This window comes from Acidihalobacter prosperus (assembly GCF_000754095.2).
GTDB lineage: Bacteria > Pseudomonadota > Gammaproteobacteria > DSM-5130 > Acidihalobacteraceae > Acidihalobacter > Acidihalobacter prosperus.
In genome coordinates, this window is sequence record NZ_JQSG02000003.1 from 392,618 (window position 1) to 416,910 (window position 24,293).

Consider the following 24,293-nt stretch of genomic DNA (forward strand, 5'->3'; position numbering starts at 1 on the left):
ACGCCGCCGGCTATTCGTCCAGCACGCGCGCAACCGCATCCTTGACCGCGGCGCCGGCCCCCGGCCCGTAGCGGGTCACGCCCGGATCGAATTCATCGGTAAAGGCATACTCGAAGGCCAGATCCTGTATCCCCAGCGCACCGAACAGTCGATTTTCCAGCGAATGATCGTCCGCAGCGAACACCAAGGTCGGCCAGCCGTCGCCGCCGGGGCTCAGGGCCGGGCCGAAAAACACCGCGCCCGGCTTGTTCTTGAGGCGCATCCCGCAACTGCCCGCCGTCACGCCTGACAGCGGCAGAAAATCGATGGTGCGGGTCAGGCGACTCTTGTTGTCGAGCACGATATCGACCGTCCCCTCGATCGCCGGCGCCTCGGCAGCCGTGGCGAGCACCTCCGCACCGGAGGCCGCACGCCAGCGCTCGACGTCGCGTGCTCCGTGGCGGCTGGGCAGGAAGATATAGCGAAGCGGGCGCTCGGCCTCCAGCGCCGCCAGCAGCGCCGGGTCGAAGGGCGGCGCATTCACCAGCACGCCGTCCGCCTGCTGATCGGCAACGTAGTAAGCGGCGGGATCGCTCCCGCTCACCCAGAAAATTCGGCGGTCGGGAAATTCGGCCAGCGGCTGTAGCAGACTCATGGTTTCTGTTCTCCCTCGGCGCCGAGCAGCCGCGGCATGCAGCCCTCGATCCAGGCCTCCGCCTCAGCATTGACCGCCTCTGCCTCGCGACCGGCGGTCTGGATCGCAGGCCCGATCACCACGCGGATCGTCCCCGGGCGCTTGCCCCCGTCCCGCGGCCAATACAACCCGGCATTGTGCGCCACGGGCACGACCGGCACGCCGGCGTTGACCGCCAGCACGGCGCCGCCGCTTTTGTATCGCCCGTGCTCGCCGGGCGCGACGCGCGTGCCCTCGGGGAACACCACGACCCAGATTCCTCGCTGGAGGCGATCTCGGCCCTGCCGGATCAGTTGCACGACCGCCTTGCGCCCGGCCGCACGGTCGATGGCGATCGGCTCGAGCATGCGCAAGCCCCAACCGAAGAAAGGGATGCGCAGCAGTTCCTGCTTGAGCACCCAGACCTGTGGCGGAAAGATCAGTTGAAAGGCCATGGTTTCCCATGCCGACTGGTGTTTGGCCAGGATCACCGCCGCTCCCTCGGCGGGCAGATGCTCGCGTCCCTCGACGGTGAAGCCGATTCCGCAGGCGATGCGCAGCCACCAGATCGCCAGCCGCGTCCAGGTCGTGATCACGCCGTAGCGCACCCGGAACGGCGCGGCGAACAAGAGCATGCCGAGCAGGGAGAACACGATCGTGGTCGGCGCCGCCAGCGCCAGCCATACCCACGAGCGCCATCGGCCGGGCACCGCGCTCATGCCTCCGCTCCCGAGCTGACCAGTGTTTCCGCGACCTGGGCGAGGTCGTCGAAGATCGGCACGTCCGCCGGCAGCTTGCCGGCCGCCAGGGTACGGCCTCCCTTGCCGGTCCGCACCAGCATCGGTTGCGCGCCCACCGCCTGGGCGGCCTCGATGTCGCGCAGCGAATCGCCCACCGCCGGCACGCCGCCGAGATCGGCACCGTATCGGCGTGCGATTTCCTCGAACAGCCCGGGTGCCGGCTTGCGGCAACCGCAGCGCTGCCCGGGCGCATGTGGACAAAAAAACACGGCATCGACACGACCACCGTGAACAGCGAGCAGGCGGCGCATCTTCTCGTGCATCGCGGCCAGGGTCTCTACGTCGAACATGCCGCGCCCGATACCGGACTGGTTGGTGGCGACGACAACCTGATAGCCGGCCTCATTGAGCTTGGCGATCGCCTCCAGGCTCCCCGGAATCGGCACCCACTCGTCCGGCGACTTGATGTAATCGTCCGAATCCTCGTTGATCACGCCGTCGCGGTCGAGAATGATCAGCTTCATCGTCTCAACCCGCTGACTGCAACCGCGAGATGTCGGCCACGCGCAGGAACAGCTCGGAAAGCCGCGCGAGCAGGGCGATGCGATTACGTCTTACACCGGCATCCTCGGCCATTACCATGACCGCGTCGAAGAAGGCATCCACCGGCATGCGCAGTCCGGCCAGGCGCGCCAGCGCCTGGCCATAGTCGCCCCGTTCGAACAGCGGCGCCGTCTCGGCCTCCGCCGCCGTCAGCGCTTCGAACAGCGCGCGCTCGGCGGCCTCGGTGAGCTGCGCTTGCGCAACCGCGGCGCCGGCATCGTCGCCCGCCTGACGCAACAGGTTACGGATGCGCTTGTTGGCCGCGGCCAGGCTTTCGGCCTCGGGCAGAGCGCGGAAGGCCTGCACGGCCTGCACACGACGATCGAGGTCGGTCAGGCGGGTCGGCCGACAGGCCAGCACCGCCTCGACCACATCGCCGGGGATGTCGCGTTCCGCGTAGTAGGCGGTCAAACGTTCCATCACGTAATCGAACACCGCTTCGACCGCGCCGGCGGCATCCACCTGGCCGGCCAGCCCTTCCGCCGCCAGCACGAGCAACTCGCGCAGATCGAGCGCGAGGTCGCGTTCCATGAGGATGCGCACCACGCCGAGCGCCGAGCGGCGCAGCGCGAAGGGGTCTTTGGTACCGCTCGGGCGCTGGCCGATGGCAAAGATTCCAACCAGCGTGTCGAGCTTCTCCGCCAACGCCAGGGCCTGGCCGATCGATCCCTCGGGCAGATCGTCGCCGGCATGCGCGGGGCGGTACTGATCGGCCAGGGCCTGTGCCACCGCGGCCGGCTCGCCGTCATGCTGCGCGTAATGGCGGCCCATCACGCCCTGCAACTCGGTGAATTCGAACACCATGCCCGTGACCAGATCGCACTTGGCCAGTTCGCCCGCCCGCCGACCCTGCGCGGGGTCGGCGCCGAGTCGCGAGGCAATCGCTCCCGCCAGGACGGCGAGACGCTCGCTCTTGTCGTACAGGGTGCCCAGCTGCTTCTGGAACACCATGCCCTTGAGCGCTTCGCGCCGCGCGGCCAGTGGCTGACGGCGGTCCTGCTGCCAGAAGAATTCGGCATCATGCAGGCGAGGGCGGATGACCCGCTCGTTGCCGATTCGCACCTGATCCTCGTCCCGGCTTTCGAGATTGGCCACGGTGATGAAATGCGCCATCAGTCGCCCATCTGCGCCGATCACCGGGAAATAGCGTTGATTGTCTATCATCGTGGTGATCAGGGCCTCGTGCGGCACATCCAGGAATCGCGCCTCGAAACTGCCGGCGACGGCAACCGGCCACTCCACCAGCGCGGTCACCTCGTCCAGCAGGTCTTCGTCAAGCATCGCGCGCCCCCCGAGGTCCGCCGCCAGCGCCTCCACCTGGGCCCTGATCGCCGTACGGCGGCACGTGAAATCCGGCAGCACATGCCCTTCGCTTTCCAGCAGTGGCGCGTAGGCCGCGGGATCGGCGACATGCAGCGGCTCGGGACGGTGCGCCCTGTGGCCGCGGGTCACGCGCCCGCTTTTCACGCCCAGTATCTCGGCCTCGACCAGCATCTCGCCAAGCAGCAGCACCACCCAATGTACCGGGCGCACGAATTCCGCCTCGCCCGCTCCCCAGCGCATGCGCTTGGCGATGGGCAGCTTGCCCAGTGCGGTTTCGAGCATTTCGGGTATCAACGCGGCGGTGGCACGGCCGGCTTCGTGCAGATAGGCGCACAACCAGGCGCCCTTGTCCGTTTCCTGACGCTCCAACGCATCGACCGCGAGGCCGACGGAACGAGCGAAACCCTCGGCCGCCTTGGTGGGACGACCATCGGCGTCGAATGCGGCGGCGAGCGCGGGGCCGCGTCGCTCGATGCGGCGATCGGGCTGCATCAGCGGGACGCGCTCGATCAGCACCGCCAGACGCCGGGGCGTGGCATAGACGTGCCGCGCCCCGCCGCCGACGCCGGCGGCCTCCAGCCGCGCCCCCATCTCCTCGGCCAGACTTTCGGCGAGGCGCCGCAGCGAGCCCGGCGGCAATTCCTCGGTGCCGATCTCGATCAGCAGGTCGGCGTGGGTCTCAGTCATCGTGTGTCTCCGGCGCGTCGGCAAGCAGGGGAAATCCGAGCGACTCGCGCGCCGCATGGTAGGCCTCCGCAATGGCACGCGACAGGGCGCGCACGCGTAGGATGTAGCGCTGGCGCTCGGTCACCGAAATGGCCTGGCGGGCATCCAGCAAATTGAAGGTGTGCGAGGCCTTGAGCATCTGCTCGTAGGCGGGGAGCGGCAGGCCGGTTTCGATCAGGCGCGTACTTTCCGCCTCGCAGGCGTCGAACCAGCGCAACAGGGCCTCGACGTCGGCCTGCTCGAAGTTGTAGCGTGACTGCTCGACCTCGTTCTGGTGAAACACGTCGCCGTAGGTGACCGTACCCTGCGGCCCTCGGGTCCAGACGAGATCGTAGACGCTCTCGACCCCCTGCAGATACATCGCGATACGCTCCAGACCGTAGGTGATCTCGCCGGTCACCGGACGACAGTCGAGTCCGCCGACCTGCTGGAAGTAGGTGAACTGACTGACCTCCATGCCATTGAGCCAGACCTCCCAACCCAGCCCCCAGGCGCCCAGCGTGGGCGACTCCCAGTTGTCCTCGACGAAGCGGATGTCGTGCACAAGGCGGTCGAGGCCGAGCGCCGCCAACGACCCCAGGTAAAGCTCCTGGATGTCGTCGGGCGAGGGCTTGAGCATCACCTGGAACTGATAATAATGTTGCAGTCGGTTCGGGTTTTCGCCGTAGCGGCCGTCGGTAGGGCGTCGCGACGGCTGGGCATAGGCCGCCCGCCAGGGTTCCGGCCCGATCGCGCGCAGGAAGGTCGCGGGGTGGAAGGTGCCGGCGCCCATTTCCATGTCGTAGGGCTGCAGGATCACGCAGCCATGGCCGGACCAATAGTCCTGCAAGGCCCTGATCAGGGCTTGGAAGGTGGAGACGTCGTAGCTGGTCATGGGTTTCTGCGCCGCGCTGGAAACGGCGGCAAGTATAACCCGCCGCAGGCGGGCCCCAGCAAGGCGGCCAGGCACGTCGTGTGCTAGGGAAAATACTGAAGCCTGCACGTGGAGGTGAGGTATGAGCGATCTGATCCTTGAACCGACGGCCGCGGCCCTGTGGCAGCGCCTCATACGCGAGGGCGCCAGCGACGCCGGCCAGCCCCTCGATGACGAGCTGGAAGCCTATCTGATGATGCTGCTGCAACGCTTTCACCGTCGGCCCGAACTGGCGCGCACCATCATGGCGCTCGAATATCTCAAGGCCCAGACCGGAAACGGCGGCATCCGCGCCGGGCAGCTGCGCGACGTGGGCGACCAGTGCCTACTGTTCGCCGGCCTGTTCCCGGGCATCGCCCGGCGGCGGCGCGTCGGCATCGACTACTTCGTCGATCTCGGCCGCACGGCCTATCTGGATCTCGCCGGCGCTCTGAGTCAGGGCGCCGGGCAGCTCTTCCACGCGCTTGCCGCAGGCTTCGTCACCCTGATGGACACCCTCAGCGCCATGCGCGCGCGCCCGGCCTTCGAGGCCCTCGGCGCGCTCGACCAGTTCGAGCTGTGGTCGCGCACCGGCAGTCGCGGCGCGCGCGAGGCGCTCGCCCGCCATACCCGCGCCATCCCCGTCGCGCCGCCTCATACGGACACCCGGCACTAGCGAACGCTCCGGCGACCGCCGCCACGCGGACGGGGCGGCGGTCGCCGGAGTTGGGCGCCGGCAGCGCGTTTGCTAAGATGCCCGCCCATCCCACATCCGTACAGCACGATGACCCAGCGCAAGGCCGTGGCCCTGATTTCCGGCGGACTCGATTCCATGCTCGCCGCGCGCGCCGTTCAGGCGCAGGGCGTGCATGTCGAGGGCATCAACTTCTTCACCGGCTTCTGCGTCGAAGGCCACACGCACGCGATCCGCAAGCAGGACCGCAGCAAGCCCAAGCGAAACAACGCCCTGTGGGTGGCGGAACAGCTCGGCATCAAACTGCACATCATTGATATCGTCGAAGAGTACAAGGACGTCGTGCTGAACCCAAGGCACGGCTACGGCGCCCACCTCAATCCCTGCCTGGACTGCAAGATATTCATGGTCGGCAAGGCGCGCGAGTGGATGCAGGCGCACGACTTCGACTTCATCATCACCGGCGAGGTGATCGGCCAGCGCCCCAAATCGCAGCGCAAGGTCACCCTGCCTATCGTCGCCCGCGAGTCCGGTGCCGACGACCGCCTGTTGCGGCCGTTGTGCGCGAAAAACCTGGCGCCGACCCTACCCGAGCGTGAGGGCTGGGTCGACCGCGACCAGCTGTTCGACTTCTCAGGACGCTCGCGCAAGCCCCAGATCGCGCTGGCCGAGCGCTTCGGATTCGACGACTATGCCCAACCCGCCGGCGGCTGCTGCTTTCTCACCGACGAAAGCTATTCGCGCAAGCTCGGCGATCTGTGGCAGCACCGCGGCGAAAAACGCTACGAGCTCGACGACATCATGCTGCTCAAGGTGGGCCGCCATCTGCGCCCGCGCGCGCACTTCAAGCTGATCGTGTCCCGCGAGGAGGGCGAATCGCGCTTCCTCGAGGGCTACCGCAAGCAGTTCGTCCACCTGCAGCCGCTCAGCCATGCCGGTCCGCTGACCCTGGTGGAAGCCAGCGAAACCCTCAGCGCCGAGGACCTCTCCCTCGCCGCCCGCATCGTCGCCCGCTTCAGCCAGGGACGCGACGCCGACTGGGTCGAAGTCGGAGTGACCGAGCCCGGCGATGAGCCGCGCGCCCTGAAGGTCGCACCGCTGTCCGCGGCCGACGTACCTACGTCCTGGTACGTCTGAGCATGGCCGAACACAGCCTCGACGCACGCCGGCTGCTCTGCCCGCTGCCGGTGATCCGCGTACAAAACCGCATCGCCGAGCTGCCTCCCGGCGATACCCTGCGGGTCTTTTGCACGGACCCCGGCGCGCTGCTGGACGTGCCCGCTTGGTGTCGCGTGCATGGACACCGCGTACTGGAATCCCGACAGCAAGACGGCGAGGTCGTCCTGCTGATCGAGGTACGAACGGGCGACGACAGCGCCTGACGCGACCGGCATGGGTATTGCGCCCGTGCCGGTGGCATAATTCCCAGCCCGACGCGAGACCCAGGCCCCATGGAAACCATCGACATCGCCCCCTCTGACGCCCGCTTCGGCGCCATACGCCGCGTCACCCTGATCGGCTCCCTGATCAATCTGATCGTTTCCACGGCACAGATCGCTGGCGGACTCATGGCGCACTCCCAGGCGCTGGTCGCCGACGGCCTGCACACCCTGTCCGATCTCGCCAGCGACGTCGTCGTTCTACTTGCCGCCAAACACGGCAGCCAGGATGCCGACGACGAGCATCCGTACGGGCATCGGCGCATCGAAACCCTGGGCTCCGTCGTGGTCGGGCTCGCGCTCATGGGCGTGGCCGCAGGCATCGCCATCGAGGCATTCAGCCACCTGCTGCAGCCAACGCACGGCCCCGGCCCCGAACCCGTTGCCCTGGCATTCGCCCTGCTGGCCATCGCCGCCAAGGAATCGCTGTACCACTACACCATGCACGTTGCCAAGCGGGTCAAATCCAACCTGCTCAAGGCCAACGCGTGGCATCATCGCTCCGACGTACTCTCGTCGCTGATCGTGTTTGCCGGCATCGGCGGCACCCTGCTCGGTTTCGAGCATCTCGACAGCATTGCCGCCATCGCGGTCTCGGCGATGATCCTGCGGATCGGCTGGCAGCTTGCCACCAGCGGCGTGCGCGAACTGATCGACACCGGCCTCGACGCCGACGAGGTCGAAGCCATACGCGACAGCATCCTCGCGCTGGACGGCGTCAAGAGCCTGCACATGCTGCGCACCCGTCGCATGGGCGGCGAGGCGCTCGCGGACGTGCACATTCAGGTCAACCCGCGCATCAGCGTCTCGGAAGGCCACCATATCGGCGAAGCGGTACGCGACCACCTGATCACCCATTTCGAGCACGTCTCCGACGTGACCGTGCATGTCGATCCCGAGGACGACGAGCGCGAGGCCAGCTGCATGCATCTGCCGCTGCGACAGGCCCTGCTTGCAGCGCTGCGTCAGCAGTGGAAAGATATCCCGGCAGCGGCGAACCTCGAGAATGTCCACCTGCATTACCTCAACGGGCGGGCCCACCTCGACCTATTCATGCCGCTTCGCGGGCCGTCGGAAGCGACCGACTCGGTGCACGAGGTCGCGGAGCAGCTCATTTCGACCAGCAAACAGTTACCGGAAATCGGCGAAGTCAGGGTCTACTTTCGCCACGAATGCACCAAATAAGTGCGCCATGGGCGTTAGCGCACCATGATAGAGCGCCATTCCGGCGCGCGGCGGCGGCACCTGCGCCCGCTCAGGCGCTTGTCTTGGCATTTTTTGTGCTTATGAAACGCATCATACGGTGGGGCTCGACCGCCAACAGAGCTGCCAGTCAGGACTACATCTAACGAACCACGCGTGAGGAGCCTATAAGCATGTCCCCGAATGACGTTCTCAACATGATGAAGGAACACGACGTCAAATACGTCGATTTCCGCTTTACCGACACCCGCGGCAAGGAACAGCACGTGAGCGTGCCGGCACACACGATCGACGAATCGCTGTTCGAGGACGGCAAGATGTTCGACGGCTCCTCGATCGCCGGCTGGAAGGGCATCGAGGCCTCCGACATGATCCTGATGCCCGACGCCGATACCGCGGTCATCGACCCGTTCTTCAACGAGACCACGATGAACCTGCGCTGCGACATCATCGAGCCGTCCACGATGCAGGGCTACGAGCGCGACCCGCGCTCCATCGCCAAGCGCGCGGAAGCCTACCTGAAGTCCACCGGCATCGCCGACACGGCCTACTTCGGCCCCGAACCCGAATTCTTCGTGTTCGACGATATCCGCTGGGGCGCGAACATGCAGGGCGCGTTCTACAAGATCGACTCCGACGAGGCCGGCTGGAACTCCGAAAAGGTCTTCGAGGAAGGCAACATCGGCCATCGCCCCGGCGTCAAGGGCGGCTACTTCCCGGTGCCGCCGGTCGACTCGCTGCAGGACCTGCGTTCGGCCATGTGCCTGGTGCTCGAGGAAATGGGGGTGCCCACCGAAGTCCACCATCACGAAGTCGCCACCGCCGGCCAATGCGAGATCGGCACCCAGTTCAACACCCTGGTCAAGCGTGCGGACTGGAATCAGATCCTCAAGTACGTGGTGCATAACGTCGCCCACAACTACGGCAAGACCGCGACCTTCATGCCCAAGCCGCTGGTCGGCGATAACGGCAACGGCATGCACGTCCACCAGTCGCTCGCGAAGGACGGCGTGAATCTGTTCGCCGGCGACCTGTACGGCGGCCTGTCCGAAACCGCGCTGTTCTACATCGGCGGCATCATCAAGCATGCGCGGGCCATCAACGCGCTGACCAATGCCTCGACCAACAGCTACAAGCGCCTGGTACCCGGTTTCGAAGCGCCGGTCATGCTGGCCTACTCGGCACGCAACCGTTCCGCCTCCATCCGCATTCCGTGGGTTTCCAGCCCCAAGGCGCGCCGCATCGAGGTCCGCTTCCCCGATTCGACCGGCAACCCTTACCTCGCCTTCACCGCGATGATGATGGCCGGCATCGACGGCATTCAGAACAAGATCCATCCCGGCGACGCGATGGACAAGAACCTGTACGACCTGCCGCCCGAAGAGGAGAAGAAGATTCCCCAGGTCTGTCATGCGCTGGATCAGGCGCTTGCGGCCCTGCACGCGGATCGCGCCTTCCTCACCGCCGGCGGCGTGTTCAGCGACGATGCCATCGACGCCTACATCGACCTCAAGATGGAAGAGGTTACCCGTATGCGCATGACCACGCATCCTGTCGAGTTCGACATGTACTACAGCATCTGATCTGCCTGTATTGAGGATCGGACGAAGGGCGCCCCGCCGGGGCGCCCTTCTTTTTTGGATAGTCCCGCAAAACCGGCCACTTGCAGCCAAGCCCGTCGCAGGCCTATGCTCTGCCCCATGCTGCGCGCGCTACTCGTCCTCAGCCTGCTGCTCGTCACGGCGACCGCACAGGCAACCATCTACCGCTGGGTCAACGCCCAGGGCGACGTCGTCTTTTCCGACACGCCGCCTCCCAACGGCAAGGCGCAAAAACTCGAGCTCAATCACCCACTCGACACCATTCAGACGCCGCAGCAGCCGCTCTCGCCACCCCCGGGCCTCGCCCCCGGAAACGGCAACCAACGCTCAGCCTATCGTGCGCTGACCATCACCTCGCCGGCCAACAATCAGGCGATACGCGCCAACAATGGCGACATCACGGTTTCGTTGAACCTGATGCCCGCGCTCATGCCCGGCGATCGCATTCGCCTGTTCATGGATGGCGCGCAGGTCTACAGCGGCACCTCCACCCAGATTCCGCTGCACAATGTCGACCGTGGTAGCCATACGCTCTACGCCGCCGTCGAAGGCCGCGCCGGTGGCATCGCCATCCGCTCACCGGGCGTCACCTTCAGCGTGTTGCGCCACTCGGTGCTGTTCAATCCCGGACAATCGCCCACAAACGGCGCCACGTCGAATGCCAGCGGAGCCGCGAATCAGGCGCCGCGCGCCCCCATGATGCCGCGCGCGCCGCAATTCCACGCGCCCAACTGACCGACACGGCCGTACCGGCCCACCCCTGTCGCCCGGCATGCACCATTTAGGTGCATAATAAGCGTGCGCGATTGCCGTGCATGCAAGGCTGCCGCCGCCGGCACGCACGGCGCGCTTTTTGCTTGCCAGTGCCATGATGACAACGATGACGCCGCCAACATCCATGGCTCCCAGCGAAGCCGAGATACTCGACAACCTCACGACCGCGATTCTGTACTTCGACAGCGGACTAATCCTGCGGCTGCTCAACCCCGCGGGCGAAATGCTGCTCGAACACAGCGCGCAGAATGTGATCGGCAGCCCGGCCGAACTGCTGTTTCCCGGCGACGAGGCCTTTATCCTCGCCCTGCGCGAGGCCGTGGCCACCGCGCATCCCCTGACCGAGCGCGAAAAGCTCCTGCACCTGCCAGGCCATCGGCAGACCAACGTCGACTGCACCATCACGCCCTGGATCATCGGCGAACACGTTGACGGCGTCATGCTGGAACTCAGCCATATCGATCGCCAGCTGCGCATCACCCGCGAAAAGCGTTTGCTCAGCCAGCAATCGACCGCACGCGAGCTACTTCGAGGACTCGCGCACGAAATCAAGAATCCGCTGAGCGGCCTGCGCGGCGCCGCCCAGCTGCTGGAGCGCGAGCTCATCGCGGACGATCTGCGGGAGTACACCCGGATCATCGTCGCCGAAGCCGACCGCCTGCGTGGCCTGGTCGACCGCATGCTCGGCCCCAACAGCCGCCCGCGCATGAACATCAGCAATATCCACGAGGTACTCGAACGCGCCCGTCAGCTGGTCAACGTCGACCTGCCTCCCGGCATCAGCCTCGCGACCGACTACGACCCGAGCATCCCCGAGCTCATGTTCGACCGCGACATGATCTTCCAAGCCGTTCTCAACATCCTTCAAAACGCCGTGCACGCGGTCGGCGAAAGCGGCCGGATACTGCTGCGCACGCGCATTACGCGCAATCACACCATCGGCAGCGTCCGCCACCGTCTGGTCGCCGTCATCCATGTGGTCGACGATGGACCGGGCGTACCCGAGGGCATGCTCGACCGCATCTTCTACCCCATGGTATCCGGGCGCGCAGAAGGCACAGGACTCGGTTTGGCCATCTCCCAGTCACTGATTACCCAGCATGGAGGATTGATCGAATGTCAATCTCGGCCAGGGCACACACAATTCACCATTCTGCTCCCACTGGGGAACGAAACATGAGCGAGGGCAAGGACACGATCTGGGTCGTCGACGATGACCGCTCCATCCGCTGGGTCTTGGAGCGCGCACTCGGCGGCGCTGGTTTCGACGTCGCCGTCTTCGAGGATGCCGAATCCGTGCTGCGCCAGCTGGAGCAGCAGCGCCCCCGGGTGATCATCAGCGACATCCGCATGCCGGGCCAGGATGGCCTCGCCCTGCTTGAGCGCCTGCGCACGCAGTATCCCGAAATCCCCGTCATCATCATCACCGCGCATTCGGATCTCGACGCCGCGGTCGCGGCCTATCAGGGCGGAGCCTTCGAATATCTGCCCAAGCCCTTCGACGTCGACGAGGCCGTCGAGCTGGCACGCCGCGCCTGCCAGCGCGCGCGCCAGCAATCGACCGGCGCCGAGCTCGACGCGACACGTGAGGAAACCCCTGAAATCCTAGGCGAAGCGCCGGCGATGCAGGAGGTGTTCCGCGCCATCGGTCGGCTGGCTCGCTCCAACATCACCGTGCTGATCACGGGCGAATCCGGCACCGGCAAGGAACTGGTCGCGCGCGCGCTGCACCGTCACAGCCCTCGTGCTGCTGGACCGTACATCGCCCTCAATACCGCCGCGATCCCGCGCGACCTGCTCGAATCCGAACTCTTCGGACATGAGCGCGGCGCCTTCACGGGCGCCCAGGCACAACGACGCGGGCGCTTCGAGCAGGCCGATGGCGGCACCCTGTTTCTCGACGAGATCGGCGACATGCCCGCCGAACTGCAGACCCGCCTGCTGCGCGTGCTAGCCGACGGCGAGTTCTACCGCGTCGGTGGGCACACGCCGATCCGCGTCGATGTACGCATCATCGCGGCCACGCATCAGGATCTCGAAAAGCGCGTCAAGGAAGGCCTGTTCAGAGAGGATCTTTTCCACCGCCTGAACGTGATCCGCATCCGCATTCCGCCGCTGCGCGAACGCAGCGAGGACATACCGCTGCTGCTCGACCATTTCCTCAAGCAGGCCGCCGACGAGCTGCAGGCCAGCCCCAAGTCGCCGCGGCCCGAGGTCAGCGAGTACCTGCGCCGATACCAATGGCCCGGCAACGTACGCGAACTGGAAAACACCTGCCGCTGGCTGACCGTGATGGCTTCCGGCAACGAGATTCACATGGAGGATCTGCCGCCGGAACTGCGTCAGGTCAGCGTCGAGGAGGGTGGGCTGGACTGGGAGGACCCGCTGACCCGCTGGGCGGAGCGGCAGGCCGCGCTCAACGAGCACCCCCTGCTCGACATGGCCACTCCGCGCATGGAACGCATCCTGATCGAAGTCGCGCTCCGGCGCACCGGCGGACGCCGCCAGGACGCCGCCAAACTGCTTGGCTGGGGGCGCAATACGCTCACGCGCAAGATAAAGGAACTGGACATGGCGGTCGGAGAGGACGACGGCCACGAGGAAGAGGAGGACTAGCCTCCCTTCCGCCTCAGACGCAGGCGCTGCCCGGCCCGTTGGGCACCAACGCACCGACCAGCTCGCTGACATGGGACACGCCATGGCGCTCCATGTAAGCGAGCATGCCCGCGTTGATCCGCGGCAGGATCAGGGGATCGTAGAACAGCGCCGTGCCGATGCCGATCGCGGATGCGCCGGCGAGCAGGAATTCGATCGCATCCTCTGCGCTGGCCACCCCGCCCTGACCGATGATCGGCACGCCGTGCGCTTTCGCAACCTGGTGTACCTGCCAGACCTTGAGCAGCGCGATCGGCTTGATCGCCGGCCCTGACAACCCACCCTGATTGTTGCCGATATGCGGCCTGCGCGCATGGATATCGATGGCCATGCCCATCAGTGTATTGATCGCCGCAAAGGCGTCGGTGCCCGCCTCGATGCAACGGCGCGCATTTTCGGCGATGTCGGTCTGGTTCGGCGACAACTTGGTGATCAGCGGCTTGTCCGTGGCCCGGCGGCATGCCTCGACCACCCGCGCCGACATGTCGGGGTCGTTGCCGAAGGCGACGCCGCCTTCCTTGACGTTGGGGCAGGAGATGTTGATCTCGATGGCGTCGATGGGCGAGTCGTCGAAACGCCGCGTCACCGCCTCGTACTCCTCCACGGTCGATCCCGAGACATTGGCAATGTAGCGCGTCTCGCCGAAATCCAGCGTCGGCAGGATTTCGTCCACCACCTTGGCCGCCCCCGGGTTCTGCAGGCCGATGGCATTGAGCATACCCGCCGGCGTTTCGTATACCCGATGCGCAGGGTTGCCGAGGCGGGGCGCCTCGGTGGTGCCCTTGAGGCAGATCGCGCCCACGTCGCGGTTGGAGTAGCCCGCCACGCGCGTGTATTCTTCGCCGAAGCCGACGCAGCCCGACAGCAGCACCAACGGTGTCGCCAGCTTCAGACCGCAGAAATCCACCGCCAACCGGGGGTCGCTACCGCGCTCGCTCATGTTCCACGTCGTCCTCTATCAACCCGAAATCCCGCCCAACACGGGCAATGTGATTCGCCTCTGCGCCAATACCGGCTGCCAGCTGCATCTGATCCGCCCGCTGGGCTTCGCGCTCGACGACCGCCGCCTGCGCCGTGCGGGGCTGGACTACCACGAGTGGGCGCAGGTGCAGGAGTATGACAGCCTGCTGGCCTTCGCCGAAACCGTGCGCCCGCCGCGCAGCTTCGCCATGAGCACCCGTGGCGCGCGTCCGCTCGCCGACGTCCGTTTCGCCGCGGGCGATGCCTTCGTGTTCGGCCCGGAGACGCGAGGCCTGCCCGATGCCGTGCTCGACGCCTACCCGCCCGAACAACGATTGCGTCTGCCGATGCGGCCACATAGCCGCAGCCTGAATCTTTCCAACAGCGTGGCGGTCACCGTGTTCGAGGCCTGGCGGCAGAACGGTTACGCCGGCGGCGCCTGAAACCGCCTAGCCGGCGAAGGACGCGCCCAGCTCCGGGCGCGGATCGCGCGCCAGCAGCGCCTGTACGGCGGCGGGCGCCGGCACACCCTCGTGAATCACGCGATAGACCTGCTCGCAGATCGGCAACTCCACGCCGTAGCGCTGGGCAACGCGCATTACGGCCTCCGCGGTCGTCGCACCTTCCACGACCTGCCCGATCGCTCGCCGGGCCGCCGCCAGCGTCTCGCCTCGCCCCAGGGCCAATCCAAGACGTCGGTTGCGCGACTGGTCGTCGGTGCAGGTCAGCACCAGATCCCCCAGCCCAGACAGCCCCATCAGGGTTTCCGGCCTGGCCCCCGCAGCCTCGAACAGACGCATCAGTTCCGCCAGGCCGCGGGTGATCAGCGCCGCCCGCGCATTGGCGCCATATCCCAGGCCATCGGAAATGCCGACCGCAATCGCCAGGACGTTCTTGAGCGCCCCACCCAGCTCGACGCCCAGCATATCGTCGCTGGTGTAGACGCGAAACACCGCATTGCGCAGCCAGCCCGCCACCATTTCGGCATAGGCGGGATCGGGTGAAGCCACGGTGACGGCGGTCGGCTGACCGCGCGCGACCTCGGCCGCGAAACTCGGCCCGGAAATGACCGCGCGAGGTCGGTCGTCGCCCAACACCCGGGCGACGACCCGATCCAATGTGTCCGCGTTTTCATGAGCCAGGCCCTTGGTCAGCCAGGCCAGTCGGGCCTCGTCCGGCAAACGCCCGCGCAGGCCTTCGACAAACTCCGGGAAGCCTGCACTGGGGATCGCGAGCACCAAGTCGCGCGCGCGCGCCAGCACATGATCGAGATCGGCCGTCGGCGTGAGGCCAGCCGGCAATTCGATATCGCCGAGGTAGCGCGCGTTGCGCCGGCTGGCGGCCATATCCGCGGCGTGCGTCGGATCGCGGCACCAAAGGAGGCAAGGGCGGCCGTTGCCGGCCAGCAGCACGGCAACGGCCGTGCCCCATGAGCCGGCACCGAGTACGGCCAGCGGTGCCTCGCCTTGCATGGTCCCTGCTGCTTAGTGGCTGGTGTTCGCCGCTTCTTCGCCCGCGCCCTGCTGCTCTAGCTGCTGCATGTAGAGGGCATCGAAGTTGATCGGCGCGAGCAGAAGCTGCGGGAAGCCACCCTTGGCGACCAGATCGGAGACCGCCTCGCGCGCGAACGGGAACAGCAGATTCGGGCAATAGCTGCCCAGCAGATGCCCCATGTGCTCGTCGGGAATGTTCTGCGCGGTAAACACACCAGCCTGCTTGATCTCGGCAAGATAGACGGTGCGTTCGCCGGAACGGGCCGTCACGGTCACCTGCAGCTCGACTTCCCATACACCGGCATCCAACGCCTGGTGCGCGACGTTCAGCTGCACCTCGGCCTCCGGCTGCCACTCGCGCGTGAATACCTGCGGGGCGTCCGGCGACTCGAAGGAAACGTCCTTCAAGTAGATTTTCTGGATGCCAAACTGCTGGTCGATCGCTTCGGCGTTGCTGTTTTCGTCGGTCATCGGTCTTCTCGAGGCAGGGAATGTCGGGGGGCTATGGTAATCGCTCGCAGCGCGCGGCGGAACCGCCAACCGCCTTCAATGCGAACTGCGCCACACCATTTCAGATCGCGCCCGACGCCTCGAGCAACGGATCGAGCTCGCCGCGCCGTTCCAGCGCGGCCATATCGTCGAAGCCGCCGACGTGGCGGTCGCCGATAAAGATCTGCGGCACGCTGGTACGTCCGCTGCGTGCCTCCATTTCGGCACGCAGATCGTAGCGCCCCTCAAGCTTGCGGTCCTCGTAGCCGACGCCCTTGGCATCGAGGAGCCGGCGCGCGGCAACGCAGTAGGGGCAGTACTCGGTGGTGTACAGGACGACGACACTCATGGAATCAGCGCTTGCGCACGGGCAGATTGGCGTCGCGCCAGGCCAGCATGCCGCCGCGCAGATTGACCACCTTTTCGAAGCCGGCCTTGCGCAGCATCCGGCACGCCTGCGACGAGCGGTTACCCGAACGGCAATAGGCGATCACGGTCTTGTCGCGGTGCTTCTCCAGCTCCACCAGACGCTTGGCCAGCGAAGACAGCGGGATGTGCTTGGGCTTGCCGATCATGCCCTCACGCACCTCGTTGTCGTCACGCACATCCAGCACGATAGCGTCGTCGCTGTTCATGAGCCGCACCACCTCGCCCGCACTCAAGTGCTTGACGCCGCTGGTCATGCGGGAAAACTCCACCCACACGATCATCGCGACGTTGAAAACCAAGGCCACGAACGGTATCGGATTGTTGGCTACGAACTGAAGATAGGCTTGCATGAGACCCGGAACCCCAAGCTGACAAAAGCGGCACTATAGCCCAATGTCAGGGCGCTATATACCGCTGCTGCAGAAGACTTCCTGCATCATGCCGATCAGGCGCAGGGTACGGTGGTCGCTCACGCGGTAGAACACCTTGTTGGCGTCCTTTCGCGAGGCCAGAATGCCCTTGTCGCGCAGGATCGCGAGATGCTGCGAAATATTGCTCTGCGAGGTGCCCACGCTGTCGACGATATCCTGCACACTGATTTCCTGGTCGCCCAGGGTGCAGAGAATCTTCAGGCGCAGGGGGTGCGACATGGCCTTGAGGGAACGCGAGGCACGGTCGATGTCCTCGTCGAGCGTCATCAATTCGGAGTTCAGGACTTCCATGCTTCTGACCTTATCGGTGGCGCGGGTGCCGGATCAACCGCTGAATAATATTAGCACTTTCCGATCAACCCATCCCGGCGCTTCAACCGGTGGCGTCGGGCATCGGCGCACCGGCTCTGTCGGACGGACGCCATCCCCGCGATCCGGATGGGTATACTGGCTTGCTTCGGCGCGCTGCGTTCGTAAATTACCAACTCCTTAATTATTACCCTGAACAATCCATGCGGGCTAGTCGTTTTTATACCACCCCAAGAGCGGCCGCCCTCGCGGCCCTCGTTGCATGGCCGCTACTGGCCACCACCGGTGTTGCGCGCGCCGACAACGGCACCAGCCACAAGCTCAAGGACATCCAGAACCGCATTCAGACCGTCACGCGCGAACTCGAAAAAGCTCAGGGACAGCGTGGCCGCGTCGAAGCGCAGCTACGGCGCAGCGAACAGGCGATCGGCGCCGCCGAACAGGCACTGCGGCAGACGCGCGCAAAACTGAGCGGACAACAGGCGCGCCTGGGCACGCTGATGGCACGCGCAAACCGGCAACAGGCCCGCCTGAAGAAACAGATCGAAGCACTGAGCGCCCAGGTCGTATCCGCCTACAAGGCCGGCCGCCAGCCGCGACTTCAGCTGCTGCTGAACCAGGAAGACCCCGCCAGGCTGAGCCGCATGCTCACCTATTACGACTACCTCAACCGCGCCCGCATGCGGGAGATCGCCAGTGCCCGACAGCATCTCGCGGGATTGATCAAGACCCAGCAGGCGCTCAAGGCGGAAACCCGCGCGCTCAACGCCACGCTCGCCCAGCAGCGGCAACACCAGACCGAACTGGCACAGGCGGAGCGCCAGCGGCGGCTCGCGCTGGCCCAGCTCGACCGCAGCATCAGCGACAAAAAGGCCCACCTGGCCAATCTCAAGCAGAACGCCAAGCGGCTGCAGGACGTGGTCGACTCCATCAATCGCGCGGTCGCCAGCAGCGCCTCGATCAACGCCCTCGACCATGCCCCCTTCGACACGCTGCGCGGTCGCCTGCCCTGGCCGGTGGCCGGCAGCATCGCCGCCCGCTACGGCGAACCGAGGGACGGCAGCGACGGCGCGCTGCGCTGGCAAGGCACTTTCATCAGCGCGAAGCCCGGCACGCCCATCCGGGCCGTCGATGCGGGCCGCGTGGTGTTCGCCGACTGGCTGCGCGGGTACGGACTGCTGCTCATCATCGACCACGGCAAGGGATACATGACCCTCTATGGCCATGACCAGGCGATCTACCGACCGGTGGGGGCCTGGGTACGCGCCGGCGAAGTGGTGGCGAGCGTGGGCGACAGCGGCGGCGTACGCAGCAGCGGGCTGTATTTCGCAATCCGCCGCAACGGCCGCCCGCTCAACCCGGAACGCTGGTGCAGCGGGCATCCCTGAGCCGCCGAAATCCCGTACCGCACGGCGGACCTTGGCCGGCCAAAATGGTAGAATCCGAACCACCGCCCCGCCAGCCTCCGGGGCCCCTGCCTTGGAGCACCGCATGACGTCCAGATTCCGCACCCTGAGCACCCTGTGTCTGACGCTGACCCTGGGTATCGGCCCGGGCATGGGCGCAGCGATGGCCGCCGAAGGTCCAGCAGCATCCTCCGACAAGGCCGCGCAATACGCGCTCCCGCTCAAGGAACTGCAGACATTCAGCGAGATCTTCCAGCGCATCAAGCAGGACTACGTCAAGCCGGTCAGCGACAAGGAACTGCTCGACAACGCCATCCAGGGCATGTTGACGGGGCTCGACCCCCATTCGGCCTACCTCGACGCAAAAGCCTTCAAGCAGCTGCAGATCGATACCACCGGCGAATTCGGCGGCCTCGGGCTCGTGGTCGGCATCAAGGACGGCTTCATCCAGGTCGTTTCGCCCATCGACGACACGCCGGCGCAGCGCGCGGGCATCAAATCGGGCGACATCATCACCCGCATCAACGGCGTTTCCGTACAAGGCATGGGCCTGGACGAAGCCGTCAAGATGATGCGCGGCAAGCCCGGCACCGAGGTCAAGCTCGAAGTCGCGCGCGAAGGCGTCAGCAAGCCGCTGCACTTCACCCTCAAGCGCGAGGTCATTCGGGTCGACAGCGTCAAGAGCCGGATGCTCGAACCGGGCTACGGCTACGTGCGCATCACCAGCTTCCAGGCCAACACCGCAGCCAGCCTGAAAAAGGCCGTGGAAAAGCTCGATCATGAGAACAAAGGGGCGCTCAAGGGGCTCGTGCTCGACCTGCGCAACAACCCCGGCGGCGTACTCAATGCCGCGGTCGGCGTTTCCAACGCCTTCCTCAATCACGGCCTGATCGTCTACACCAAGGGCCGCATGTCCGATGCAGACCTGCGCTACGAGGCCACGCCCGGCGACATCCTGCACGGCGCGCCGATGGTGGTGCTGGTCAACGGCGGCACGGCCTCCGCGGCCGAGATCGTTTCCGGCGCGCTCAAGGACAACCACCGGGCACTGATCGTCGGCACGCGCACCTTCGGCAAAGGTTCGGTGCAGACGGTGCTGCCGCTTTCGCACGACACCGCGGTCAAACTCACCACCGCGCTCTATTTCACGCCCAACGGCCACTCGATCCAGGCCGAGGGCATCGAACCGAACATCGTGGTCGAGCCGCTCGCCGTTGGCAAATCCCTCAGCGACGGCTTCCAGGCCCTGCGCGAGGCCGATCTCGCCGGCCACCTGGCCAATCCCGACGGCAAGGACCAGAACCTGCGCAACGGCAAGGGCGACCCCGGGCTCGCGCGCACGGACTTCCAGCTCTATGAGGCGCTCACCGTGCTCAAGAGCCTGGTGCTGAGCCGAGGCTTCGGCGCCGCCGCCAGCGGCTGAGCCGGGCGATGCGCATCGGCCTGCGTCTGCTCGCGCTGCTGCTGACCGCCGCGGCGCTGCTGGGCGAGGCGCGGGCCGCCGAAATCGCCATCATCATCGACGATGTCGGTTACGACCGCCCGCTCGGCCTGCAGGCCGCCGAGCTGCCGGGGCCGGTAACGCTGGCCTTTCTGCCGGATACGCCCTATGCCGCATCGCTGGCGCGGCGCGCCTATCGTGCCGGCAAGCAGATCATGCTGCATTTGCCCATGCAGAGCCTTGAGCCTCATCCGCTCGGCCCCGGCGGACTGACCCTGCACATGACACGCAGCGAAATCCGCGCAACCCTGCTCGCCGACCTCGCCTCGCTGCCGCATGTGGCCGGGATCAACAACCACATGGGCAGCCTGCTCACCCAGAACGCCGGCGACATGGCCTGGCTGATGCAGGATATCCGCCAGATCGGCGGCCTGTTCTTCATCGACAGCCTGACCACGCCGCAGTCGGCGGCGCTTGAGGAGGCCCGCCGCGCCGGCATTCCGTCCGCCGCGCGCGACATCTTTCTGGACGACGTCCGCGAACCCGCCTATATCGATCGCCAGCTCGACAAGGCCATCGCCATCGCCCGCGCGCGCGGTAGCGCGATCGCCATCGGCCACCCCTATGCGGCCACCCTCGAGGTTCTGCGCAGGCGCCTGCCGCAACTGGCCGCGGAAGGCGTACATCTGGTCACCGCGGGCCAACTGATCCGCGGGCGCCAAGCCCATTTGATGCGAGCCGGCACGGGCCTTGCGGCCGACGCACACGCGGCGGGCATCAAGGCGCGCCCCTGAATCCGGCCTTGCGCTTGCCGCGATACCTGTATCAAGATGCCGTCCCGATTCGAGTGCGAGTGAGTCCATGAGCCAGGCCGTCGTCTATCCCGGCACCTTCGACCCGATCACCAACGGACACACCGACCTGGTCCGGCGCGGCAGCCGCGTGTTCAATCGCATCGTCGTCGGCGTGGCCGCCGACAGCGGCAAGCAGACGACCTTCAGCCTGGAAGAGCGCGTGGCGCTGGCGCGCGAATCGCTGGCTGACGTGCCCGGCGTCGAGGTCACCGGCTTCAGCGGCCTGCTGGTCGATTTCGTGCGCGAGCAGCAGGCGAGCCTCATCCTGCGCGGCCTGCGCGCGGTTTCGGACTTCGAGCATGAGTTTCAGCTTTCCAGCATGAATCGCAAGCTCGACCCCGGCATCGAAAGCATCTTTCTGACGCCGGACGAAGCCTACGGCTTCATTTCATCAAGCCTGGTGCGCGAGATCGCACGTCTCGGCGGAGACGTTTCGGACTTCGTATCGCCGGCCGTGCAAAAGGCATTGATTTCGCGCTTCAAACAGCCGACCTTGCGGTAACATCGACGGCAAACCCCGCGTAACGAAGCTTCGAGGAATCGCCATCATGGCTCTGTACATCACCGACGAATGCATCAACTGCGACGTCTGCGAACCCGAATGCCCCAACGCCGCCATCTCGCCCGGCGAGGAAATCTACGAGATCAACCCGGACCTGTGCACGGAGTGCGTGGGTCATTACGACTCGCCCCAGTGCCAGGACGTCTGCCCCGTGGACTGCATCCCCAAGGATCCCGAGCGCGTGGAAACCCGCGAGATGCTGCAAGCCAAATACGAGCGCCTGATCGCGCAGGGTCGCTAGCATCCGAAGCGGGCGAGTCAGTCCGCTTCGCCGAAGTAGGCGCCCTCGATTTCCGCCAGCAGTTCAGATCGGCACACGTCGCCATGCAAAAACAGCATCGGCAGCTGCGGGCCGAGGCGTTCGCGCAGCCAAGCTTCCGCAGCCGGTGCATCGGCTGGGTCGCGCAGATACACCTTGATCAGACTCAGCTCGTCGGGCGTGCGGATCGCCAGACCCTCGGCCCGGTGCGCCTCGCGCACCACCGCCTCGATATTGGCCAGCGTTTCGCCGAGCTGGGATTCCAGGGTTTCGTGCAACGAAGCATGGCCGACGATGCTGGCCGTGCCGGAGATATACAGGTGCACGCCCTCGCGCCAGTGCTTGAGCGTGGCCCGCGAGAACGAGGGGCTGCGCGGTCCGTAGCGCGGCGGATAACGGAAGGCGCTGACCTGCCGCGGATTCTCGATCTGCACGCCCGGCTCGCGCGCGGCCACGGCGAAAATCTGCAACCCGCCGGCGCAGGACCCCAATCCGCTGGCGGCCGGCAACCGGGCGTCGTCCAGCGCACGCAGTGCCTCCAGCGCGGCCGCACGGCCGACGCAGAAGGATTGATAGCGTTCCCGACCGGCTTCCTCCAGATTGATTCGCGGCAGATAATTCCACACGCGCACCAGATAGGGGTAACCCGACGCGCGCAACGTTTCCAGCAACGCCGCGTACATCGTCTGCGCCTCGTGCTCGATGTGCGCCGAATCGGGCTGCAGCGCGCGCAGGAACAGCAATTCGGAAGTGCGGGCGCCTTCGAATCGACCGTAGCGGTCGTGCACGACCGGCTCCGCACTGTGCCAGTACTCGCAGACCCTCGGACCGCCGATCTGCGGCAGCAGCACCGGAAAGTCGGCCACGCCGTCCGGCGGACGCAGCCTGGCACCGAAATCGATCAGGGCCAGCGTGTGTCGGTCGCCGACCAGCTCCGCACGCGCTTCGTCTGGCACGTACGCCATGCCGAAGGGGCCGGTGTACGCGGGGATGAGACCTGCGTTCATTCCCGGTCCACCGGCAGGGTGCCGCCCTCGAAGACCAGCGCGCGATTGCGGCGACGCCGACGCCAGACGGCCCAGGTCGCAGGCAAATGGGCCAGCGCGGTCACGTAGTAGACGAATTTGAACAGGCCGATGGAAATGTCCACCGGCGTACGTCGGAACACGTCGCCGGCCAGCAGCGTGGTCACGCCCTCCAACATGCGGAAGGTATTGCGCGGAGACAAAAACAGATTCTGCATCGCGGGGGTATTGAATCGGTAGATGAACCAGGAGAAGACCTTCATGCCGCGTCGAAGCCGGCGTTCGTAACGCGCGCACAGTCGGGCAGCATCGCCCGGCCTGTCGAGAATGGCGTCCACCGTGGCCGCGGCCTCGAAACCGCCGGTGATCGCAAGATGCACCCCGCTGGAAAATACCGGATCGAGAAAGGCGAACGCGTCGCCGACCAGCAGATAGTCGCGCCCGTAGGCCGTCTTCGACAGATAGGTGAAGTTGCCTGTGGCCTGCACCTCGCCAACCAGCTCCGCGCCGACCATGCGCGCCTGCATGCCGGGAGACAGCGCGATGGTGCGCATCAGATATTCGGCCGGAGGGCAGTCGCGCCGCCGCAGATATTCCGGCCAGCACACGGCACCGACGCTCATGGTGCCGTCGCGCAACGGGATCATCCAGAACCAGCCATGCTCGAACCAGTACACGCTGATGTTGCCGGCATCGTCTCCCTCGCGGCGCTTGACGTTGCGGAAATGCCCGAACAGCGCCGCGCTATTGTGCGCCGGATTGCGTTCGCGCAGGCCGAAGCGGCGCGAAAGCAGGGTGTCGCGTCCACTGGCGTCGATCACGAATCGCGTATCCCAAACGTGTTCGGTGCCCGCTTCGTCAATGGCGCGCACGCGTGCGCCGCCACCGCCCCGGAACTCGATGCCGTTCACGCGCATGCTCTCGCGCACGTCTGCCCCCTTGCGCGCGGCATTGCGGAACAGCACTTCGTCGAACTCCGATCGCCGCACTTCGTAGGCGTAGGGATAACGCTTGTCCCAGGCTTCACGGAAGTAGTACACCTGCCGGCGGTTCGGATGGGTATCCGAATTGAATTCCGCCCCAGGTTTGAGCAACCCGATTTGGGCATGCACCTCGTCGAGAACGCCAAGCGACTCCAGCAGCGGCAGCGTCATCGGCAGTAGCGATTCGCCGATATGGAAACGGGGATGGCGCCCCTTCTCGAGCAGCACCACCCGCCGCCCTCGCTCGGCCAGGCGGGCGGCCGTCGTGGCGCCCGCGGGTCCGCCGCCGATGACGACGACATCGCATTCGTGAATTGCGTCCAGCGCCTCGTTCATTTCGTCCATCTCTT

General features: G+C 66.0%; 27 protein-coding genes. 14 read left to right on the forward strand and 13 right to left on the reverse strand.

From position 1 onward, the window contains the following. Nucleotides 1-10: 10 nt before the first annotated feature. The 5 genes from THPRO_RS08550 to glyQ are packed head-to-tail and all read right to left on the reverse strand — an operon-like array spanning nucleotide 11 to nucleotide 4,918. The gene (locus THPRO_RS08550) at nucleotides 11-634 is read right to left on the reverse strand and encodes an MBL fold metallo-hydrolase (RefSeq protein WP_065089497.1); all 624 of its coding nucleotides are present in this window, start codon (nucleotides 632-634) and stop codon (nucleotides 11-13) included. Next, complete coding sequence (locus tag THPRO_RS08555; RefSeq protein WP_065089498.1) at nucleotides 631-1,371, reverse strand: lysophospholipid acyltransferase family protein; 741 nt, start codon at nucleotides 1,369-1,371, stop codon at nucleotides 631-633. The genes THPRO_RS08550 and THPRO_RS08555 overlap by 4 nt, the downstream gene beginning before the upstream one ends. Further along, nucleotides 1,368-1,916: a D-glycero-beta-D-manno-heptose 1,7-bisphosphate 7-phosphatase gene (gene gmhB, locus THPRO_RS08560; protein ID WP_038088119.1), complete on the reverse strand. Its 549-nt coding sequence runs from the start codon at nucleotides 1,914-1,916 to the stop codon at nucleotides 1,368-1,370. The genes THPRO_RS08555 and gmhB overlap by 4 nt, the downstream gene beginning before the upstream one ends. A gap of 4 nt (nucleotides 1,917-1,920) precedes the next feature. Further along, complete coding sequence (gene glyS / locus THPRO_RS08565) at nucleotides 1,921-4,005, reverse strand: glycine--tRNA ligase subunit beta (RefSeq protein WP_038088117.1); 2,085 nt, start codon at nucleotides 4,003-4,005, stop codon at nucleotides 1,921-1,923. Then, on the reverse strand, nucleotides 3,998-4,918 hold the full coding sequence (glyQ, locus tag THPRO_RS08570; protein ID WP_038088114.1) for a glycine--tRNA ligase subunit alpha: 921 nt from the start codon (nucleotides 4,916-4,918) through the stop codon (nucleotides 3,998-4,000). The genes glyS and glyQ overlap by 8 nt, the downstream gene beginning before the upstream one ends. A gap of 121 nt (nucleotides 4,919-5,039) precedes the next feature. Here glyQ and THPRO_RS08575 point away from each other — a divergent pair, with 121 nt between their 5' ends. The 8 genes from THPRO_RS08575 to ntrC all read left to right on the forward strand — a co-directional run bounded on the left by THPRO_RS08575 (nucleotide 5,040) and on the right by ntrC (nucleotide 13,263). Then, nucleotides 5,040-5,612: a hypothetical protein gene (locus THPRO_RS08575; protein ID WP_038088111.1), complete on the forward strand. Its 573-nt coding sequence runs from the start codon at nucleotides 5,040-5,042 to the stop codon at nucleotides 5,610-5,612. Between the two features lie 108 nt (nucleotides 5,613-5,720). After that, complete coding sequence (locus THPRO_RS08580; protein ID WP_065089499.1) at nucleotides 5,721-6,767, forward strand: tRNA (5-methylaminomethyl-2-thiouridylate)-methyltransferase; 1,047 nt, start codon at nucleotides 5,721-5,723, stop codon at nucleotides 6,765-6,767. Nucleotides 6,768-6,769: 2 nt separating this feature from the next. Next, complete coding sequence (locus THPRO_RS08585) at nucleotides 6,770-7,012, forward strand: sulfurtransferase TusA family protein (RefSeq protein WP_065089500.1); 243 nt, start codon at nucleotides 6,770-6,772, stop codon at nucleotides 7,010-7,012. A 69-nt stretch (nucleotides 7,013-7,081) separates the two neighbouring features. Beyond that, nucleotides 7,082-8,254: a cation diffusion facilitator family transporter gene (locus THPRO_RS08590; protein ID WP_038088104.1), complete on the forward strand. Its 1,173-nt coding sequence runs from the start codon at nucleotides 7,082-7,084 to the stop codon at nucleotides 8,252-8,254. Between the two features lie 191 nt (nucleotides 8,255-8,445). Continuing rightward, a complete protein-coding gene (glnA, locus tag THPRO_RS08595) occupies nucleotides 8,446-9,855 on the forward strand; it encodes a glutamate--ammonia ligase (RefSeq protein ID WP_038088101.1) in 1,410 nt (469 codons plus the stop codon). 105 nt (nucleotides 9,856-9,960) lie between these two features. Continuing rightward, entirely contained in the window at nucleotides 9,961-10,608 is a 648-nt protein-coding gene (locus THPRO_RS08600) for a DUF4124 domain-containing protein (protein ID WP_082954543.1), read from the forward strand. A gap of 145 nt (nucleotides 10,609-10,753) precedes the next feature. Continuing rightward, a complete protein-coding gene (glnL, locus tag THPRO_RS08605; protein WP_082954588.1) occupies nucleotides 10,754-11,827 on the forward strand; it encodes a nitrogen regulation protein NR(II) in 1,074 nt (357 codons plus the stop codon). Next, complete coding sequence (ntrC, locus tag THPRO_RS08610) at nucleotides 11,824-13,263, forward strand: nitrogen regulation protein NR(I) (protein WP_065089502.1); 1,440 nt, start codon at nucleotides 11,824-11,826, stop codon at nucleotides 13,261-13,263. The genes glnL and ntrC overlap by 4 nt, the downstream gene beginning before the upstream one ends. Before the next feature lie 13 nt (nucleotides 13,264-13,276). Here the strand turns inward: ntrC and THPRO_RS08615 are convergent, their stop codons facing one another. Continuing rightward, nucleotides 13,277-14,242: a dihydroorotate dehydrogenase gene (locus tag THPRO_RS08615; RefSeq protein WP_038088095.1), complete on the reverse strand. Its 966-nt coding sequence runs from the start codon at nucleotides 14,240-14,242 to the stop codon at nucleotides 13,277-13,279. Between THPRO_RS08615 and trmL the strand changes: the two genes are divergently transcribed. After that, complete coding sequence (gene trmL, locus THPRO_RS08620) at nucleotides 14,241-14,705, forward strand: tRNA (uridine(34)/cytosine(34)/5-carboxymethylaminomethyluridine(34)-2'-O)-methyltransferase TrmL (protein WP_038088092.1); 465 nt, start codon at nucleotides 14,241-14,243, stop codon at nucleotides 14,703-14,705. The two genes, THPRO_RS08615 and trmL, sit on opposite strands and share 2 nt — an antisense overlap. A gap of 6 nt (nucleotides 14,706-14,711) precedes the next feature. Here trmL and THPRO_RS08625 read toward each other — a convergent pair whose 3' ends face one another. The 5 genes from THPRO_RS08625 to THPRO_RS08645 form a co-directional block, all read right to left on the reverse strand. Beyond that, nucleotides 14,712-15,734, reverse strand: coding sequence for an NAD(P)H-dependent glycerol-3-phosphate dehydrogenase (locus tag THPRO_RS08625; protein ID WP_065089503.1), 1,023 nt, complete (start codon nucleotides 15,732-15,734; stop codon nucleotides 14,712-14,714). 12 nt (nucleotides 15,735-15,746) lie between these two features. Continuing rightward, nucleotides 15,747-16,226, reverse strand: coding sequence for a protein-export chaperone SecB (secB, locus tag THPRO_RS08630; RefSeq protein WP_038088090.1), 480 nt, complete (start codon nucleotides 16,224-16,226; stop codon nucleotides 15,747-15,749). A 100-nt stretch (nucleotides 16,227-16,326) separates the two neighbouring features. Continuing rightward, nucleotides 16,327-16,593 carry a glutaredoxin 3 gene (gene grxC, locus THPRO_RS08635; RefSeq protein WP_038088230.1) on the reverse strand — a complete coding sequence of 89 codons (267 nt, stop codon included), beginning with the start codon at nucleotides 16,591-16,593 and terminating at the stop codon, nucleotides 16,327-16,329. A gap of 4 nt (nucleotides 16,594-16,597) precedes the next feature. Continuing rightward, the gene (locus THPRO_RS08640) at nucleotides 16,598-17,023 is read right to left on the reverse strand and encodes a rhodanese-like domain-containing protein (RefSeq protein WP_065089504.1); all 426 of its coding nucleotides are present in this window, start codon (nucleotides 17,021-17,023) and stop codon (nucleotides 16,598-16,600) included. A 54-nt stretch (nucleotides 17,024-17,077) separates the two neighbouring features. Next, nucleotides 17,078-17,395, reverse strand: coding sequence for an ArsR/SmtB family transcription factor (locus THPRO_RS08645; RefSeq protein WP_065089505.1), 318 nt, complete (start codon nucleotides 17,393-17,395; stop codon nucleotides 17,078-17,080). Between the two features lie 221 nt (nucleotides 17,396-17,616). Here THPRO_RS08645 and THPRO_RS08650 point away from each other — a divergent pair, with 221 nt between their 5' ends. The 5 genes from THPRO_RS08650 to THPRO_RS08670 all read left to right on the forward strand — a co-directional run bounded on the left by THPRO_RS08650 (nucleotide 17,617) and on the right by THPRO_RS08670 (nucleotide 21,917). Then, nucleotides 17,617-18,801, forward strand: a complete 1,185-nt coding sequence (locus THPRO_RS08650; RefSeq protein WP_065089506.1) for a murein hydrolase activator EnvC family protein — start codon at nucleotides 17,617-17,619, stop codon at nucleotides 18,799-18,801. A 103-nt stretch (nucleotides 18,802-18,904) separates the two neighbouring features. After that, nucleotides 18,905-20,242 carry a S41 family peptidase gene (locus THPRO_RS08655; protein ID WP_038088087.1) on the forward strand — a complete coding sequence of 446 codons (1,338 nt, stop codon included), beginning with the start codon at nucleotides 18,905-18,907 and terminating at the stop codon, nucleotides 20,240-20,242. Between the two features lie 8 nt (nucleotides 20,243-20,250). Then, nucleotides 20,251-21,054 (forward strand): divergent polysaccharide deacetylase family protein, encoded by an 804-nt coding sequence (locus tag THPRO_RS08660; RefSeq protein ID WP_038088086.1) that lies wholly within the window; start codon nucleotides 20,251-20,253, stop codon nucleotides 21,052-21,054. 67 nt (nucleotides 21,055-21,121) lie between these two features. Next, nucleotides 21,122-21,616, forward strand: a complete 495-nt coding sequence (gene coaD / locus THPRO_RS08665; protein WP_038088083.1) for a pantetheine-phosphate adenylyltransferase — start codon at nucleotides 21,122-21,124, stop codon at nucleotides 21,614-21,616. Nucleotides 21,617-21,662: 46 nt separating this feature from the next. Continuing rightward, on the forward strand, nucleotides 21,663-21,917 hold the full coding sequence (locus tag THPRO_RS08670) for a YfhL family 4Fe-4S dicluster ferredoxin (RefSeq protein WP_038088080.1): 255 nt from the start codon (nucleotides 21,663-21,665) through the stop codon (nucleotides 21,915-21,917). Nucleotides 21,918-21,934: 17 nt separating this feature from the next. Here the strand turns inward: THPRO_RS08670 and THPRO_RS08675 are convergent, their stop codons facing one another. Both THPRO_RS08675 and THPRO_RS08680 read right to left on the reverse strand, forming a co-directional pair. Then, nucleotides 21,935-22,942 (reverse strand): chorismate transformation enzyme, FkbO/Hyg5 family, encoded by a 1,008-nt coding sequence (locus tag THPRO_RS08675; RefSeq protein ID WP_052064143.1) that lies wholly within the window; start codon nucleotides 22,940-22,942, stop codon nucleotides 21,935-21,937. Then, a complete protein-coding gene (locus tag THPRO_RS08680) occupies nucleotides 22,939-24,288 on the reverse strand; it encodes an NAD(P)/FAD-dependent oxidoreductase (protein ID WP_236717280.1) in 1,350 nt (449 codons plus the stop codon). Before THPRO_RS08680 ends, THPRO_RS08675 begins: the two co-directional genes overlap by 4 nt. Nucleotides 24,289-24,293: the final 5 nt, after the last annotated feature.